Annotated in this window: 16 protein-coding genes; 14 read left to right on the forward strand and 2 right to left on the reverse strand. The window is 40.2% G+C overall.

Annotation, left to right across the window (positions count from 1 at the left end; genetic code table 11):
- From fabG to RU86_RS09105, 10 genes are all read left to right on the forward strand, one after another.
- On the forward strand, window positions 1–732 hold the full coding sequence (fabG, locus tag RU86_RS09060) for a 3-oxoacyl-[acyl-carrier-protein] reductase (protein WP_096815020.1): 732 nt from the start codon (window positions 1–3) through the stop codon (window positions 730–732).
- Window positions 733–869: 137 nt separating this feature from the next.
- Window positions 870–2117 (forward strand): beta-ketoacyl-ACP synthase II, encoded by a 1248-nt coding sequence (gene fabF / locus RU86_RS09065; protein WP_096815021.1) that lies wholly within the window; start codon window positions 870–872, stop codon window positions 2115–2117.
- An 11-nt stretch (window positions 2118–2128) separates the two neighbouring features.
- Complete coding sequence (gene accB / locus RU86_RS09070) at window positions 2129–2599, forward strand: acetyl-CoA carboxylase biotin carboxyl carrier protein (RefSeq protein WP_096815054.1); 471 nt, start codon at window positions 2129–2131, stop codon at window positions 2597–2599.
- Complete coding sequence (gene fabZ / locus RU86_RS09075; protein WP_047915224.1) at window positions 2596–3018, forward strand: 3-hydroxyacyl-ACP dehydratase FabZ; 423 nt, start codon at window positions 2596–2598, stop codon at window positions 3016–3018. The genes accB and fabZ overlap by 4 nt, the downstream gene beginning before the upstream one ends.
- A 16-nt stretch (window positions 3019–3034) precedes the next feature.
- Window positions 3035–4405, forward strand: coding sequence for an acetyl-CoA carboxylase biotin carboxylase subunit (gene accC, locus RU86_RS09080; RefSeq protein ID WP_096815022.1), 1371 nt, complete (start codon window positions 3035–3037; stop codon window positions 4403–4405).
- A 9-nt stretch (window positions 4406–4414) separates the two neighbouring features.
- Window positions 4415–5299 carry an acetyl-CoA carboxylase, carboxyltransferase subunit beta gene (gene accD, locus RU86_RS09085; protein WP_096815023.1) on the forward strand — a complete coding sequence of 295 codons (885 nt, stop codon included), beginning with the start codon at window positions 4415–4417 and terminating at the stop codon, window positions 5297–5299.
- Window positions 5292–6050 carry an acetyl-CoA carboxylase carboxyl transferase subunit alpha gene (locus RU86_RS09090; protein WP_096815024.1) on the forward strand — a complete coding sequence of 253 codons (759 nt, stop codon included), beginning with the start codon at window positions 5292–5294 and terminating at the stop codon, window positions 6048–6050. The genes accD and RU86_RS09090 overlap by 8 nt, the downstream gene beginning before the upstream one ends.
- Window positions 6051–6311: 261 nt before the next feature.
- A complete protein-coding gene (locus RU86_RS09095; RefSeq protein WP_096815025.1) occupies window positions 6312–7913 on the forward strand; it encodes an NAD(P)/FAD-dependent oxidoreductase in 1602 nt (533 codons plus the stop codon).
- Window positions 7914–8053: 140 nt separating this feature from the next.
- Window positions 8054–9274, forward strand: coding sequence for a DNA (cytosine-5-)-methyltransferase (dcm, locus tag RU86_RS09100; protein ID WP_096815055.1), 1221 nt, complete (start codon window positions 8054–8056; stop codon window positions 9272–9274).
- Between the two features lie 18 nt (window positions 9275–9292).
- Window positions 9293–10915: a hypothetical protein gene (locus RU86_RS09105; RefSeq protein ID WP_245810512.1), complete on the forward strand. Its 1623-nt coding sequence runs from the start codon at window positions 9293–9295 to the stop codon at window positions 10913–10915.
- A gap of 317 nt (window positions 10916–11232) precedes the next feature.
- On the opposite strand, the gene RU86_RS09110 is transcribed toward RU86_RS09105, so the two are convergent.
- Both RU86_RS09110 and RU86_RS09115 read right to left on the reverse strand, forming a co-directional pair.
- Window positions 11233–12216, reverse strand: a complete 984-nt coding sequence (locus tag RU86_RS09110; protein WP_096815026.1) for a choloylglycine hydrolase family protein — start codon at window positions 12214–12216, stop codon at window positions 11233–11235.
- A 149-nt stretch (window positions 12217–12365) separates the two neighbouring features.
- Window positions 12366–13307, reverse strand: coding sequence for a UbiA family prenyltransferase (locus RU86_RS09115; RefSeq protein WP_096815027.1), 942 nt, complete (start codon window positions 13305–13307; stop codon window positions 12366–12368).
- A gap of 95 nt (window positions 13308–13402) precedes the next feature.
- Between RU86_RS09115 and RU86_RS09120 the strand changes: the two genes are divergently transcribed.
- The 4 genes from RU86_RS09120 (at window position 13403) to RU86_RS09135 (ending at window position 16796) form a co-directional block, all read left to right on the forward strand.
- Window positions 13403–13669 (forward strand): ACT domain-containing protein, encoded by a 267-nt coding sequence (locus tag RU86_RS09120; RefSeq protein ID WP_096815028.1) that lies wholly within the window; start codon window positions 13403–13405, stop codon window positions 13667–13669.
- Window positions 13670–13810: 141 nt separating this feature from the next.
- On the forward strand, window positions 13811–15148 hold the full coding sequence (locus tag RU86_RS09125) for a PFL family protein (RefSeq protein WP_047915232.1): 1338 nt from the start codon (window positions 13811–13813) through the stop codon (window positions 15146–15148).
- Between the two features lie 171 nt (window positions 15149–15319).
- Window positions 15320–16009, forward strand: a complete 690-nt coding sequence (locus tag RU86_RS09130; RefSeq protein WP_096815029.1) for a histidine phosphatase family protein — start codon at window positions 15320–15322, stop codon at window positions 16007–16009.
- Window positions 15999–16796: a M15 family metallopeptidase gene (locus RU86_RS09135; protein ID WP_096815030.1), complete on the forward strand. Its 798-nt coding sequence runs from the start codon at window positions 15999–16001 to the stop codon at window positions 16794–16796. Before RU86_RS09130 ends, RU86_RS09135 begins: the two co-directional genes overlap by 11 nt.
- Window positions 16797–16878: the final 82 nt, after the last annotated feature.

Raw genomic sequence — 16878 nt, forward strand, 5'->3', positions numbered from 1 at the left:
ATGGAAATTACAAATAAGAACGTCTTTATTTCTGGATCAACACGTGGTATTGGTCTAGCGATTGCCCATCATTTTGCGGCTAATGGTGCCAACATTATCCTTAATGGTCGCTCAGAAATAGCTGCAGATTTGCTTGCTAGTTTTGATCAATATGGGGTAAAAGTGAGTGGTGTTTCAGGTGATGTTAGTGATTTTGATGACGCTAAACGCATGATTGATGAAGCAACAACTGCACTTGGTAGTGTTGATATTCTGATTAATAATGCAGGGATTACTGCTGATAAATTAATGCTTAAAATGACAGCAGATGATTTTGAAAAAGTGCTAAAAATCAACCTAACGGGTGCTTTTAACATGACACAGGCTGTTTTGAAACCGATGACTAAAGCGCGCCAAGGTGCGATTATCAATATGACCTCTGTTGTCGGTTTGATGGGAAATATCGGTCAAGCAAACTATGCTGCTTCAAAAGCTGGTTTGATTGGTCTGACAAAATCAGTGGCTCGTGAAGTTGCTGGCCGTAATATTCGTGTTAATGCCATTGCACCAGGCTTTATCGAAAGTGATATGACAGATGTCTTATCTGATAAAGTGAAGGATGCGATGAAAGCGCAAATTCCAATGAAACGTTTTGGTAATACTGAGGAAATTGCAACAACTGCATTATTCCTTGCTAGCCAAGAATATATTACTGGGCAAACAATCGCCATCGATGGCGGGATGAGCATGTAGTAAGCACCTATAACTAAAATAAGAAAATAGTTTGATACCTTGACATGAGAAGCTGATAGCTAGTTTTACTGGTTAACAGCTTCTGTGCGTCTAACATAAAGGGATCAAAGCGAAAGATGAAGTGAGGAGTAAAATATATGACAAATCGTGTAGTTATCACAGGATACGGGATTACATCACCGATTGGCAATACCCCTGAAACATTTTGGACAAATCTGCAAGCTGGTAACAGCGGGATTGATGCTATCACAAAATTTGATGCGACTGAGACAGGTATCACAGTAGCTGGAGAAGTCAAAGATTTTCCTTTTGATAAGTATTTTGTCCATAAAGATAAAAAACGGATGGATACCTTTAGTATCTATGCTGTTTATGCTGCCTTAGAAGCGCTAAGCATGGCTGGTATCGACACTGAAGATGGGTCGATTGATAATGACCGTTTTGGTGCGATTATCGGCTCTGGTATTGGTGGCTTACCTGTCATTCAAGAACAAGGTGCACGTCTGGCTACACGTGGTCCTAAACGGATTGCGCCACTTTTTGTACCGCTTTCTATCGCTAATATGGCGACAGGAAATGTTGCCTTGCGTGTTAAAGCAAGCGGTGTTAGCCGTGCTGAAGTAACAGCATGTGCAGCAGGAACAAATGCTATCGGGTCAGCTTTTCGTGAAATTAAACACGGCTATGCAGATATCATGTTAGCTGGTGGTACAGAAGCTGCGATCTGTGATTTGGGTGTCGGTGGGTTTGCTAATTTAACAGCCCTAACGAAAGAGACAGATCCAAAACGTGCCTCTATTCCTTTTGATAAAAATCGGTCTGGTTTCGTATTGGGAGAAGGTTCAGGTATCTTAGTACTTGAAAGCCTAGAACATGCTCAAAAACGTGGTGCAACGATTTTGGCTGAGATTGTGGGCTATGGCTCAACAAATGATGCCCATCACATGACAACACCATTGCCAGAAGGCTCTGGTGCTGCTAAAGCCATGCAACTAGCCCTTGATGAAGCAGGAATTCAAGCAAGCGAAGTGGGCTATATTAACGCACACGGTACATCAACACAAGCCAATGAAAAAGGCGAAGCACTTGCCATTCATACTGTTTTTGGGGATGATGAAAATGTCTTAGTTTCTTCTACAAAAGCCTTAACTGGCCATGCACTTGGTGCTGCTGGTGGGATTGAAGCAATCGCGACACTACAAGCAATTCAACATCAATATGCGCCTGTCAATGCTGGTACAACAGAACTTGATGAGAACACATCAATTATTAATGTGGTACTGGGCCAAGGTAAAAAACATGATATCAACTATGCTATTTCCAATTCACTTGGTTTTGGTGGGCATAATGCTGTCATCGCACTTAAAAAATGGGAAGGTGAATAAGCAAAATGTCTATCCAAATCAATGAAGTAAAAGACTTGATGTCACAGTTTGATGGGTCAAGCTTACGTGAATTTTCTTATGCAACATCAGAATTTAACTTGTCTTTCTCTAAAAATAACGGTGTGCCAGTCGCACCCCTAGCACCTAGTGCGCCTGCAGTGGGTGCTGAGGTGTCTCACACAGTTTCTGATACTAAGCCAACTGTTGCTGCAACAGCAGCACCAAGCGAAGCTGTTAGCCTTGCTGAAGGTGAGGTCGTTACAAGTCCACTCGTAGGTGTTGCTTATCTTAAACCAGCACCTGATAAATCGGATTTTGTTAGCGTCGGTGATTCAGTGAAAAAAGGGCAAACCTTACTGATTATTGAGGCCATGAAAGTGATGAACGAGATTCCAGCACCGCATGATGGCATCGTTACAGAAGTACTCGTATCGGCTGAGGCTATGGTTGAGTATGGAGAGGAATTGGTCCGCATCAAATGATTGATATTAACCAAATAAAAGACGCCTTGCCACATCGCTATCCGATGTTACTTGTCGATCGCGTGTTGGAACATTCAGAAGACGAGATTACAGCCTTGAAGAATGTGACGATTAATGAACCTTTTTTCAATGGTCATTTTCCAGAGCATCCTGTGATGCCGGGTGTTTTGATCATGGAAGCTTTGGCTCAGGCAGCAGGCGTTTTAGAGCTATCAAGACCTGAAAATAAAGGTAAATTAGTCTTTTATGCGGGTATGGACGGTGTGAAATTTAAGAAGCAAGTTGTACCGGGTGATCAACTCATCCTACATGCTAAATTTATCAAACGTCGCGGACCAATTGCTGTTGTGGAAGCAAAAGCAACAGTTGACGGTAAGTTGGCAGCAAAAGGAACATTGACTTTTGCTATTGGCGAGTAAGTTAAAGGGTACTTAAATGTTTAAAAAAATATTAATCGCCAATCGTGGTGAAATAGCTGTACGGATTATCCGTGCGGCACGTGAATTAGGCATACAAACAGTCGCTGTTTATTCAGAAGCAGATCGCAATGCACTACACACATTGATCGCAGATGAAGCTGTTTGTATCGGACCTGCTAAAGCTAGTGAATCATATCTAAATATGCATCAGATTATCTCTGCTGCAGTTACGCTAGGGGCTGAAGCCATTCATCCGGGATTTGGTTTTTTGAGTGAGAATTCAAAATTTGCTAACCTATGTGAAGAAGTCGGTGTTAAATTTATCGGACCATCAGCGCTTGTTATGGACACGATGGGAGACAAAATTAATGCCCGTGCGCAAATGCTTGCGGCTAATGTCCCTGTTATTCCAGGGTCAGATGGAGAAGTCTATGATGCGACACAAGCACTTGAAGTGGCGCAAAAAATAGGCTATCCTGTCATGCTCAAAGCATCAGCTGGTGGTGGCGGAAAAGGCATTCGTAAGGTTAATTCTCAAGATGAATTACTGCCGAATTTCTCATCTGCCCAAGCCGAAGCCCAAGCAGCATTTGGTAATGGCGCCATGTATATGGAACGTGTCATTTATCCTGCACGTCATATCGAAGTACAGATTTTGGCTGATGAATTTGGTCATGTTGTGCATCTTGGTGAACGGGATTGCTCACTACAACGCAATAACCAAAAAGTGCTTGAAGAAGCGCCATCTATTGCCATTGGTAAAACCTTACGTGCTGAGATTGGTGCAGCTGCAGTAGCAGCGGCTAAACATGTTGGCTATGAAAATGCGGGTACGATAGAATTTCTACTTGATGAAGCATCAGGCAAGTTTTATTTCATGGAAATGAACACGCGTATCCAGGTTGAGCACCCTGTAACCGAATTTGTGACTGGTGTAGACATTGTCAAAAACCAAATCAAGATTGCAGCAGGTGAAGCATTAGGGTTTACCCAAGATGATATTAAAATCAAAGGCCATGCCATTGAGTGTCGGATTAATGCTGAGAATCCTAAGTTTAACTTTGCACCGAGTCCGGGTAAGATTACAGATTTATATCTACCATCAGGTGGTGTAGGGCTTCGTGTTGACTCTGCCATGTATCAAGGCTATACGATTCCACCCTATTATGATAGTATGATTGCCAAAGTCATCGTTCATGGTGAAAATCGTTTTGAAGCCTTGATGAAGATGCAACGGGCACTTTTCGAGCTTGAAGTTGAAGGTGTACATACCAATGCAGAATTCCAGTTAGACTTAATTTCTGATCGGCATGTGATTGCAGGAGATTATGATACTGCCTTTCTAGGAGAAGTATTTTTACCGACATATTTGAAAAAAGAGGATTGATAATAGATTATGGCTTTATTTAATAAAAAAAGTAAATATATTCGCATCAATCCAAATCGATCGAGAAGTGGTGATAAAAGTACGCTACCAGAAGTACCAGATGAGCTTTTTGCCAAATGTCCAGGTTGTAAACATACGATTTATAGCAAGGATTTGGGTGTAGAAAAAGTTTGTCCCTTCTGTGCCTATAATTTCAGAATTTCAGCTATGGATCGGCTTAGCCTTGTTGCAGATGCTGATACGTTTACAGAATTTTTCACTGGGATTGACTCAGAAGATCCATTAAACTTTCCTGGTTATGTTGAGAAGTTAGCTGCTACCAAGGCTAAAACAGGCCTTGATGAGGCTGTGCTAACAGGTCTTGCGACGATTAAAGGTCAAAAAACAGCACTTGCCATCATGGATTCTACTTTTATTATGGCATCTATGGGAACAGTTGTTGGTGAAAAAATCACGAGATTGTTTGAGTATGCGACTGATGAAAAACTCCCAGTAGTCATCTTCACAGCATCAGGTGGTGCCAGGATGCAAGAAGGCATTATGAGTTTGATGCAGATGGCTAAGATATCAGCTGCTGTAAAACGCCATAGCAATGCTGGCTTGTTGTACCTGACCATCTTGACTGACCCAACGACTGGTGGAGTTACAGCATCATTTGCCATGCTAGGAGATATTATACTAGCGGAACCACAAACCATGATTGGGTTTGCTGGCCGCCGGGTGATTGAGCAAACAGTACGGGAAGATTTACCTGAAGACTTCCAAAAAGCAGAATTTTTGAAGGCGCATGGGTTTGTCGATAAAATCGTCAAGCGTATGGAGTTGCCAGGTGTTATTGGTCAGATTTTGAAACTCCATAGTCAAGATAACAAAGGAGGACATGAACATGCCTGATAGTGCAAATAGAATTGTGCAACTTGCAAGAAGTCAAGACCGGTTGACAACACGTGACTATGCTAAAAAAGTCTTTGAAGACTTCATCGAATTTCATGGGGATCGTAATTTCAGAGATGATGGTGCCATCCTTGGTGGGATTGCTAGTCTTGCTGGTCGTCCTGTGACGATTGTCGGGATTCAAAAAGGTAAGAGCCTGCAAGATAATCTGAATCGTAATTTTGGTCAACCCCATCCTGAAGGTTACCGTAAGGCACTACGCTTAATGAAGCAAGCCGAAAAATTTGGTAGACCCGTTATCACCTTTATCAATACAGCTGGTGCCTTTCCAGGTTCTGGTGCTGAGGAGCGTGGTCAGGGTGAAGCGATCGCAAGAAATTTACTTGAGATGAGTGACCTAAAAGTACCAGTTATCGCCATTATAAACGGTGAGGGTGGGTCTGGTGGTGCACTTGCCTTGGCAGTTGCTGACCGTGTTTGGATGCTAGAAAATACCATGTACAGCATCTTATCACCAGAAGGCTTCGCGACGATTCTTTGGAAGGATTCCTCACGAGCACCTGAAGCAGCTGAGCTATTGAAGATCACCTCAAAAGACTTACTTGCAAATGGTGTCATCGATAAAATTATTCCAGAGGAAGATACGATTGCCTTGCTAAAAGCTGCCTTGATTAGTGAACTTGACGCGTTAACAAGTATGACGACAGAAGATCTAGTCGAAGCACGTTACCAAAGGTTTAGAAAATATTAAAAAACGCGATGACGCGTTTTTTTGTGGCCTTCTTTCAATTAAGCAGACTAGGGTAAGGCTTTGGAACATCTCGCCTAATGCTGATATTTTTAGTATAATAAATGGTAGCGCACCTCATGGTGCTAAAAATTAGTCAAGTGGCCCTAACCCCAAAATTGACGTAAACAAAGCGCATACAGATAATGCCTCATGTATGTTAATCCAGTCACCACAATCCAGTCGTGATGATATGTCCATTACAAAGTCAACGAAAAGAGACCCATGCTTAGAATTACACAAATCAAATTATCTATCCAGGATGACCTAGCAGCTGTTAAAGCGCAAGTTGCTAAAAAACTCAAAATTAAGCCTGTTGATATCCTTTCTTTCAGGATTTACAAAGAATCTATTGATGCCAGAAAACGTGGTGAAATTAACTTTATCTACACGGTAGATATTCGTGTGGCAGATGAAAGTCGTTTTTTAACAGGTAAATTTAAAAATGTTGCCATGACACCAGATCTAACCTATAAAAATCCTCAGATGGGCACGACGAAACTCGCACATAGACCTGTTGTGATTGGCTTTGGACCAGCAGGCATGTACGCCGCACTCTTGCTCGCTCAGATGGGCTACAAACCCCTTGTCCTAGAACGTGGTGAAGCTGTCGATGAACGTGTGAAGTCAATCGATGACTTCTGGGAAGCAGGCAAATTAAATCCTCACTCAAACGTCCAATTTGGAGAAGGCGGCGCAGGGACCTTTTCAGATGGTAAATTGACCAGTCGTGTTAAGGATTTACGGGGGAGAAAAGTCCTGTCAGAATTTGTCAATGCAGGTGCACCTGAGGAAATCCTTTATAAAGCACACCCCCACGTTGGGACAGACTTACTGCGTGATATCGTTAAAAATATCCGAAAAGAAATCATCTCACTGGGTGGTGAGGTTAGATTTAATACCCAAGTCAACCATGTTGAAATCAATGATAACAAACTGGAAGGGCTGACCTTGACCTCTGGTGAGTTTATTCAGGCACAACAGGCCATTTTAGCGATTGGTCATAGTGCCAGAGATACCTTTGGTGAGCTCTATCGGGATGGGGTCAAGATGACAGCAAAACCCTTCGCCGTAGGTGTCCGTGTGGAACATCCCCAGACAGTCATCGACAAGGCGCAGTATAAGGAATTTGCAGGCCATCCAAGATTGGGTGCAGCAGAGTATCGCTTGACCCATAAAGCTAAAAACGGTCGAGGTGTGTATACATTTTGTATGTGCCCAGGAGGACTTGTCGTTGCCTCTGCTTCCGAAGTAGGTCATCTCGTCACAAATGGCATGAGTGAACATGCCAGAGACCAACATAATGCTAACAGTGGTCTTTTGGTACAAGTCTTTCCTGAAGACTTTGGGAGTGAACATCCACTGGCAGGTATCGACTTCCAAAGAGCACTTGAAAAGAAAGCCTATGAACTTGGTGGGCGTACTTATCAGGCCCCAGCACAGTTAGTCGGCGATTTTCTAAAGGGACAACCGTCAACGGCAATGGGCAGTGTTACCCCTAGTTATTCTTTAGGCGTCATGCCAACTGATCTGACAGCCCTATTTCCAGACTATATCTCAGATGCGCTTAAAGACGCACTGATAGGCCTGGATAAAAAAATGCATGGCTTTGCCATGTCAGATGCGGTCATGACTGGCGTGGAGTCACGCTCATCTTCGCCCCTTAGAATTAATCGGGATGAAGCAAACTTCCAATCAGAGTCCACAACAGGCATCTACCCAAGTGGAGAAGGTGCAGGATTCGCAGGCGGTATCGTCTCAGCAGCCATTGATGGCCTCAAATGTGCGGAAGCCTTAATCAGTCAGTTTGCTCCTGCCGAGGTGTGAGGGGTGGAATTTGAACTAAATATTTTGTAGTTTTTTCTTGTTTAGTTGGGTAAATATGACAAAAAATCTAATGTTGACTTTTTTAGCCGATTTTTTAGTATAATAGAAAAATAAAATAAAATAAGGAGATTGATTTCGTGATTGAAAACGATGTAACTGTAAGTGCTCCATATACCTTGGCAAGTTTTTTTGGAGGTGTGGGTGGCATTGATTTGGGTTTTGAACAGACCAAAAAGTTCAGTTCGGTGTTCATCAATGAATTCGACAAAAATGCTCAGGAAACAATTTCTTTAAATTTCCCTGATGTTAAGCTTGACCGTCGAGATATTCATGCTGTTGATACAGATACTGATGATGTACCAGATACTGATGTAATTGTTGGAGGCTTTCCTTGTCAGGCTTTCTCTATTGCGGGGTATCGAAAAGGTTTTAGTGATGATAGAGGGGACTTGTTTTTTGAACTATATCGTATTATTAAAAAGCATCAACCAAAGGCTATTTTTATTGAAAATGTTAAAAACTTAGTAACACATGATCACAGTAATACTTTTCGTGTTATTCGTGAGTATCTAACTTTAGCTGGATATTATGTGAAGTGGAAAGTTTTAAATGGAAAAGATTATGGAAATATACCGCAGAACCGAGAGCGTATTTATATTGTAGGTTTTTCTGATAAAAATTCATTTGACAATTTTAATTTTCCGGAAGAGATTGCATTGACAGCTAAACTCTCTGATGTAATTGATTTTCATAGTAAGCAAGATGATAAATACTATTATGTGTCAGGTCGTCAGCCTTTTTATGAACAACTTGTTAATGAAATCACTTCTCAAGAATCCATTTATCAATGGCGTCGTCAATATGTTCGTGAAAACAAAAGTGGTGTAGTGCCGACTCTTACTGCAAACATGGGGACGGGAGGTCACAATGTTCCCTTGATTAAGTCCGATACTGGTATTCGTAAGCTTACACCAAGAGAAACTTTTAATGTTCAAGGATTCCCAAAGGACTTTCAATTACCAGAGAAGCTAGCTAATGGTTCATTGTATAAACAAGCTGGAAATTCTGTTGTTGTTCCAGTAATTAAGCGTATTGCAGCCAATATATCGAAGTCTTTAGATGTAGGTCAAGCAGATGCTAAACCTTATAGTCCATCAAGTAAATACAGTCTTTTCCATGTCATTATGAATGGAAGACTTGAAGGTGAGAGTGGATTTGTAAAAGAGTTTAATTCTATGAAAGAATTGAATAAATACTGTGCGGACCATGCTATTAAGGTGCTTGAAGAGGAACAATATTTAAAGACTATTCATAGAAATAGTGTAGAAGAGTTTTATATTGTACTAAATTCTTCACAATAATATTTGGAGGGGTCTATCATGGCAATGTGGGAGAATCTTCCTGAAAAGCAAAGAAAATATTATAGGAAGTTAATACTCAGCTTTGCTAGTCTTAGCGAAGCTTTTTCGCAGAAGTCTGAATCTTTGGAGGGTGATATACACGTAGCTCCTATAGTTAATTCAAAGTTTCAGGAAACTGTTTTTCAACGTAGTTTTAATGCCCATGGTGAGGATTATGGTAATACTTCTTATGATGCCTCAGTTGTAGTTGATAATGAACATAAATACATTATCGGACTTAAATCATTTGGTATTGCTTCTGGGGATCAAAAAATAGCGCAGTTCAAACGTCCACAAGCAGAACTTGGATGGAGAAGTATTTTTACCGAGATAACCGAAAATGCAAAGGGAGAAAAAACAAAGGCTGAGATAGATGAAATTAATGAACCACTTTATCGGAAATTAGCGGTAGATATTTCTAAACTTAGAAATGAAAGAATTGCCTCTTCTAAGGAAAACCTAAGAGGATTGGAACCCAATGATATTACTAATGTTGAAGCTGTCTATCATTACTTGATGCCCTCTAAAAAAGAAAATTCTCCTCAAATATCTGTTGGTGAAGTTCCGTATTATGATATAGATATTAAAAATATTGTAATTGAAGGTTGTACTAGTGTTAAAAAACCAATGAATTTTAAGTTTAATGATGGAAGACATCATTATAAATATACTGAGGCAGATAGTCAACTTTTAATGTTCTTTGATAAAACATCATTAGAGAATTGGGATGTAAAATATGTGGAAGATCCTTTTAACATCTTTGCCCGACTAGGTTCTATATCTAACGAAGTTGAACAGACTCAAATTGAAGATCATTTTGCAATTAGTCATTCATTTTCTTGGAAAATTAATATTAGGCCAGTATCTGGATTTAATCAATTCATGGGATTACCTAAAAACTCAACGAAATCTATTCAATCTTTGATAAATGCAGTAAATAAAAATTTTTCAGAAACCAATGAGATAAAAGAGTTTATAACTCTTTTAGAAAAATATAAACAAGATTATGAAATCTTACCAATTCTACCAAATCAAGCAAGATATTTAAGACGTGATGAAATTATAGAACAAAGCAAAAAAATTTCGGTTTCAACTATCCCTACCAATAGTTTAGAAGAGAATTTTTTCGTTCCGGAGTATCCAATTACAAAATTAGTTATGAAATATTTGTTTCGATCAGCAAATGAAATTTATATCCCTATTCCTAGTTCAAAAAGATTTCACAATGCTTATCCCGATTTTTTTGGAAAAGATTATGGTATTTTAGAGGGTAAAAAATTTAAGTTGCCTATTAAAGATAGACAGTTTAAATTGGAATTTTTACCATCTCATACAGTAATTAATGCACAGATTGTGCAAGATGATGGGAAGGGGATTCAATCATCAGGAAGTCAAGATGTTCTGGGAAAATGGATTCTTCAAAAAATTTTTCAATTACCTGAATTTACACCATTAACATCTGAGCGTATGGTTGAAATGGAGATAAATGGCATTCGTTTGATTAAGTATTCTGATGCTGATAACCATATAGGAATAGAATTTATCTGGATTGATGATGAAAAACTTCCTGTGGATTATTTGGATAATAGCTTATTCGGTTAAGAAGATTCGATTAAAGAACTTCACAAACCAACAAATGACGGTAGAACAAAATCTGTAGTTGAGATGCATTTGAGATTCTTAGAAGCTATCGATTATAAGTTATATAAGTACTTAATAAATACAATTTAAGATGATCGGTTTACAAATATATCAAAAAAGAACGATATTCTAGCAAGTGTTGTACCTTCATAAGTCATTATTAATAAATACCAGACATAAGCACAGTCTATCAGCTCTTATATACCCAAAACCCCCACGACATCATTATCGTGGGGGTTTGTCATGAAATGAACTAGTCAACACATGAAACAGTCTCGTTAATCAAGGTCAACAATCTGTGGGTCAAACGGCAAATCAAACCATTTGACTTCGTGTCTGTTGTGGATCATATCATCGGTCATGGCCATACGATAGACAGTCGGATTATCATAAGTGGTCATATAGTAGGCTTTTTCGGTTGTACTCATGATGCCAGTGTACTGGGTATAATCTGAGACACCAGTAGATGGGATATTTAAGCCTTTGGGTACTGATACCATACCTAGGATATGTAAGATATTTGTAACTGCTTGATCAATCGTAGTAGCCGCAGGTAAGTATTGACGGCCAAATGCTGCACGGACAAAGCGATCAGGTGGTGTGTAAGATCCGGGTAGCCCTTGAGTGCCAGTGCCTTGACTGAATTGTGATGCTGTCACATGATTGAACTGTTTATTTGGGAATGCTTGTGGTTGTATGTGTAAATAATTATTTAAGTTTTTGATATGCCAGTCTAAGTTTGGTGTATTTGTCATCACACCAACGGGGTTATCGAGGAGGGTTAAGTCACCACCTCGTGCTTCGATGACTGCTGCTTGCCCAGTTTGATCTGTTAAGATATAGTGTAAGGGTAGTGTTGGTGCGCCATTATCAGGGATGACCAAGGCGATGTCAGCTATCTTTTCTGCTATTTCAGATAGGGTTGCAAAATTACCCAGCAGATAGGTAATCAATTCATGTGGCGCCAGATTAAGCTTATCTGCGAGTGGTTTTTTTTCTAAGACAATCTCATTTGCAAAATATAATTCAGCCATGGCCAAACCATGTTCGTTAAAGCCATCAGCAATCACGATCTCATCTTCATAACTTGCACCTGCTCCCATGATGGCATATTGGGTTGTTTGCTTGCCACTAAAATTTGTTTGGAAATTAAATTGTCGTGGTAAAAATACAGGACGCCCATCTAAAACCTGAGAAAAATCCATGGTCCTAGCGAGAAAAAGGTCATTTGCTTCTGTTTGATAGGTCAATGATGTGCACATAAATAAGCCTGCTTTCAATATATAAATTAGTTAATCAAGTTGCCATACAAAATTAACTTAAGTTGATTTCACCCTCATTCTACCACTTTGTGCAAGATATGTGTCACGATGGCCTGTCAAATAGTATTAAAAAAACTGCCTAAAGACAGTTATCTTAAGATCAAGCCAATTACCATGGTAATCGCTAAAGCGCCATTATAGAGCATTAGATTATTAACAGATAAGATAAAGGTTTCTCTTTTATCTTGTTTGCGTAAAAATGTCCTGATATTTTTGAGGATAAGTGGGGCAATGACTAACATCAATAAAACCGTTTTTGGTAGAATGCCTACAAGAATCGCAAGCAAAATCGTGAGACTAGCTAAACTATACATGGCAACATATAATTTCAAAGCTTTAGGAATGCCCATATAGTGTGGTAAGGTCAAGCGACCATTTTTTTCATCTTGGGTTAAATCACAGATATTATCAGCTAACATGACATTAAAGTTCATACAAAAGCACATGATGCCAACGAGGACAATCGGGACGAAGATGGCGAAATCGATCGTAAAAGTGAGGCGCCACTTATCAAAGAAGGCTAAGAAAAATCCTTTATCGAATGCATTGATATAAATACCAAAGAAGAAACCGCAAATCCCTTCAGCAAATCCAGCTAGGACTTCACCGAGTGGAAAACGAGAAAAGGCAAAGGGGCCAAAGGTATAAAAAATCGCGATTAAAAAGCAAAGGGCACCTATCGGGAGAATGGCAATATTTGTCGTTAAGACAACCCCCACACCCACAATCACATCAATAGCAAGGAGAGATAGACAAATTTTTAGTGCGAGGATAGGCGGGATTTGGCGGGTTGATAAGATATTTTCATGCGTCTTATACTCTGGATCAAGTGCTTTTTGATAATCCATCAGATTATTCCAAGCACTGACAAAGAGGTTGATGGCGATAAGGCCGATGAAAAAAAGAAGTGTTGGCGCTAGGTGGAAGCTTTTAAAATAGTAGAGTGAGAAAATCAGACCTGCTATAGGAGATAATAAGGCGGCAGGTAGGGTCTGAATGCGCGTGAAATTAAGAAATGTGTTAAGAGTCATAGGGTTCCTTTGCTAAATGACGAAATTTTCTAAAAATTATGCCAGTTTTGTGATATAATACATATTAACTATTATAACAAAAATGAGGAGATCAGATGCGCGCAATTGTAACGGTTATTGGACAAGATAGAACAGGTATTGTAGCTGGCGTTTCAACACGTCTAGCAGAACTTGGTGTGAATATTATTGATATCTCACAAACGATTATGGATGGGTTTTTTACCATGAATATGGTTGTTGAAATTGAAGAAACTGGCTCATTTTCGGATATTAAAGCAAATCTAGAAGCGTTTGGTGCGACCTTAAAAGTTGATATCAAGATCATGAATGAAGCTATTTTTGAGGCCATGCATCAGCTTTAAGCTGGTATTGATTATTGATGGGGCACGTTTATCGTGTTTGACGGCTCATGATAATTGCCAGATAGTTGGTCTGGTATTATTTTTTTTGCTGACACGCTGTAAATCTGTTTTAATGACTAGATAGTTCAGAAAGGTAACCACATGAAACAAACTCAAATTCTTGAAACAATTCGCATGATTGAAGAGGAAAACTTAGACATTCGGACGATTACGATGGGGATTTCTCTACTTGATTGTATCGATAGTGATATCGATCGTGCCTGTGAGAAAATCTACCAAAAAATCACGACGAAAGCCAAAGACTTAGTAAAAGTCGGCAATACGATTGGTGATGAACTTGGTATTCCGATTATTAACAAGCGTGTCAGTGTAACACCTATCGCGATTATTGGTGCGGCAACAGATGCAACTGACTATACGCCTTTTGCCTTGGCACTCGATCGTGCAGCCAAAGCAATTGGGATTGATTTTATCGGTGGCTTCACAGCACTCGCGCAAAAAGGCTATCAAAAGGGTGATAAGATTCTGATCAATTCTTTGCCAAAAGCGTTAGCCGCGACTGATTTTGTTTGTAGCTCTGTTAATGTTGGCTCAACTAAAACAGGGATTAACATGGATGCAGTCCGTGATATGGGTGAGATTATCGTCGCTGCCGCTAAGCTTGATGATATGAGCTGTGCCAAACTTGTCGTCTTTGCAAATGCTGTAGAGGATAATCCTTTTATGGCCGGTGCATTTCATGGGGTCGGTGAAGCAGATGTTGTGATTAATGTTGGGGTATCTGGACCAGGTGTTGTCAAACGTGCGCTTGAAAAAGTACGTGGTGAGTCATTTGATGTAGTTGCTGAAGTTGTTAAAAAGACTGCTTTTAAAGTCACTCGCATGGGCCAACTCGTTGGTAAAATGGCCTCTGAACGCTTAGGCGTCGAGTTTGGGATTGTGGACCTATCGCTTGCGCCAACCCCTGCAGTTGGCGATTCTGTCGCGCGCATTTTAGAAGAAATGGGTCTGGAGATGGTCGGCACGCATGGTACAACAGCAGCACTGGCCCTTTTAAATGACCAAGTCAAAAAAGGTGGTGTCATGGCTTGTAATCAAGTCGGCGGTCTATCTGGTGCCTTTATCCCTGTGTCAGAAGATGAAGGGATGATTGCTGCCGTTAATGCTGGCGTTCTTAACTTAGAGAAGCTTGAAGCGATGACAGCGATCTGTAGCGTTGGTCTTGATATGATTGCAGTTCCTGGCGATACACCAGCGACGACGATTGCAGCCATGATTGCTGATGAAGCGGCAATTGGTGTGATTAATATGAAGACAACTGCTGTTCGTGTCATTCCTAAAGGAAAAGTTGGTGATCAAATCGAATTTGGTGGTTTACTTGGGACAGCACCTGTCATGGCAGTTCATAAAGAATCCTCAGCAGCCTTTATCGCACGAGGTGGCCATATTCCTGCACCAATCCATTCTTTTAAAAATTAAAGAGTTAGATAAAGTAGAAAGTGGAGAAATCTGCTTTTTTTTGATAGAATAAAGATAAAATAGATTGCCTACTGCTAGCGATAGAATGACCCATCTAGTCTAGAGTTTTTCTAGCTAGTGATAGTAGCGGATATTAGCAGTAAGCATCATGATAAAGGTGAGGTAGAAATAATGGTAAATGTTTATCTAGTCAGACATGGCAAGACCATGTTTAATACGATTGGTCGCGCACAAGGATGGTCAGATACCCCTTTGACACGTGATGGTGAACGCGGTGTGACTGAGTTAGGTCTGGGCTTTGCAGCCAAAGATATTAAATTTGATCTGGCTTTTTCTTCAGACAGTGGTCGAACGATTCAGACGATCGGTTTTATTTTGAAATACTCTGAAAATGAGGGTATTCCTTATGAGATGGACAAACGTATCCGTGAGTGGTGTTTTGGCAGTCTTGACGGGGGCTTTGATGGGGAACTATTTGATGGTGTCTTACCTCGTACAGATGCTTACAAAGATAAAAGTGAAGCATCTTTAACTTATGAAGATATGGCTAATGGCATCCTTGAAGTGGATACAGCGGGCTGGGCAGAACCTTGGCATGTACTCAGTAAACGTATTTTGGATGGCTTTTTTGAGGCGGCTCAAAAAGCGGAGGTACAAGGCGCCCAAAATATCGTCATTGTAAGTCATGGGTTAACCATTGCGACTTTTATTAAGTTGATTGATAGTCGTCAGCCGAGATTTCAAGGCCTAGATAACGGTTCAGTTACACACTTAACTTATAGCGATGGTAATTTTACAATCGGAAAAATTGGTGATATGAGTTATAGAACATTAGGACAGGAGATTTTAGATGCCCAGTAATCAGTACCCTAGAAGACGCCCACGTAAGCAACCTAGATATGATCGCATGATTCTACCAGGTTTGCTTGTGATTTGCCTGATTGTCATCATTGCTTTTGTCGGATACAAGATGGTCAAAAAAGATAATGTGAAGACAGCAAATTCCTCAAAAGTTGTGCAGTCCCAAAAATCAGGTAGTGCCAAAAAAGCAACGTCTGCAAAAGATAAGCAGCAATCTAGCAATTTACCCAAGAGTAAGGCAAGTGACTGGAATCTGGTGCTAGTGAATCGAGAAAATCCTAAAGATGAGTTGAACCCGGAGTTAACCCAACTCGGCAATATCGTAGTTGATTCTAGGATTGCTCAGTCGGCAGAAGCATTTTTGACAGCAGCTCAAGCAATCAACCCAGCAGAACACTTCATTTCAGGCTATCGTAGTGTTGCCTATCAAGAGACACTTTATAATCAGTATGTTGCACAAGAGATGGCAGAAGATCCATCGCTAGACCATAAGGCAGCAGAAAAAGTCGTGCAAACTTATTCTCAACCAGCGGGCATGTCTGAACATCAAACAGGACTTGCTATCGACCTGTCGGACGTTGATCGCCTTAATGAATCAACGACTGCAAAAGAAATCGCTGCAATCGCACCAACTTATGGCTTTGTCCTACGATTTACAGACGCAGGGAAGCCATACACTGGTGTCGGACATGAAGATTGGCATTTTCGTTATGTCGGCGTTGAGAATGCCAAGTACATGACAGAACACAATTTGACGTTAGAACAATATTTGAAGCAATTGAGCTAATTATGATAGTAGACTTTATATAAACCTGTTAATTATGGTAAAATAAGCATATCTAAATTTAGGTTAAAAGGGCTAGGGGTAC

Origin of the sequence: Pseudolactococcus piscium (assembly GCF_002441695.1) — a bacterium.
GTDB lineage: Bacteria > Bacillota > Bacilli > Lactobacillales > Streptococcaceae > Pseudolactococcus > Pseudolactococcus piscium.

What these genes read in the sequence shown, in the direction of transcription:
- RU86_RS09105 (WP_245810512.1), top strand. Translation starts at nt 9,293, where the DNA reads ATGGCAATGTGGGAGAATCTTCCTGAAAAGCAAAGAAAATATTATAGG.
- RU86_RS09110 (WP_096815026.1), bottom strand. Translation starts at nt 12,216, where the DNA reads ATGTGCACATCATTGACCTATCAAACAGAAGCAAATGACCTTTTTCTC.
- RU86_RS09090 (WP_096815024.1), top strand. Translation starts at nt 5,292, where the DNA reads ATGCCTGATAGTGCAAATAGAATTGTGCAACTTGCAAGAAGTCAAGAC.
- accD (WP_096815023.1), top strand. Translation starts at nt 4,415, where the DNA reads ATGGCTTTATTTAATAAAAAAAGTAAATATATTCGCATCAATCCAAAT.
- RU86_RS09095 (WP_096815025.1), top strand. Translation starts at nt 6,312, where the DNA reads ATGCTTAGAATTACACAAATCAAATTATCTATCCAGGATGACCTAGCA.
- RU86_RS09125 (WP_047915232.1), top strand. Translation starts at nt 13,811, where the DNA reads ATGAAACAAACTCAAATTCTTGAAACAATTCGCATGATTGAAGAGGAA.
- RU86_RS09115 (WP_096815027.1), bottom strand. Translation starts at nt 13,307, where the DNA reads ATGACTCTTAACACATTTCTTAATTTCACGCGCATTCAGACCCTACCT.
- accC (WP_096815022.1), top strand. Translation starts at nt 3,035, where the DNA reads ATGTTTAAAAAAATATTAATCGCCAATCGTGGTGAAATAGCTGTACGG.
- RU86_RS09130 (WP_096815029.1), top strand. Translation starts at nt 15,320, where the DNA reads ATGGTAAATGTTTATCTAGTCAGACATGGCAAGACCATGTTTAATACG.
- fabZ (WP_047915224.1), top strand. Translation starts at nt 2,596, where the DNA reads ATGATTGATATTAACCAAATAAAAGACGCCTTGCCACATCGCTATCCG.
- fabF (WP_096815021.1), top strand. Translation starts at nt 870, where the DNA reads ATGACAAATCGTGTAGTTATCACAGGATACGGGATTACATCACCGATT.
- RU86_RS09120 (WP_096815028.1), top strand. Translation starts at nt 13,403, where the DNA reads ATGCGCGCAATTGTAACGGTTATTGGACAAGATAGAACAGGTATTGTA.
- fabG (WP_096815020.1), top strand. Translation starts at nt 1, where the DNA reads ATGGAAATTACAAATAAGAACGTCTTTATTTCTGGATCAACACGTGGT.
- RU86_RS09135 (WP_096815030.1), top strand. Translation starts at nt 15,999, where the DNA reads ATGCCCAGTAATCAGTACCCTAGAAGACGCCCACGTAAGCAACCTAGA.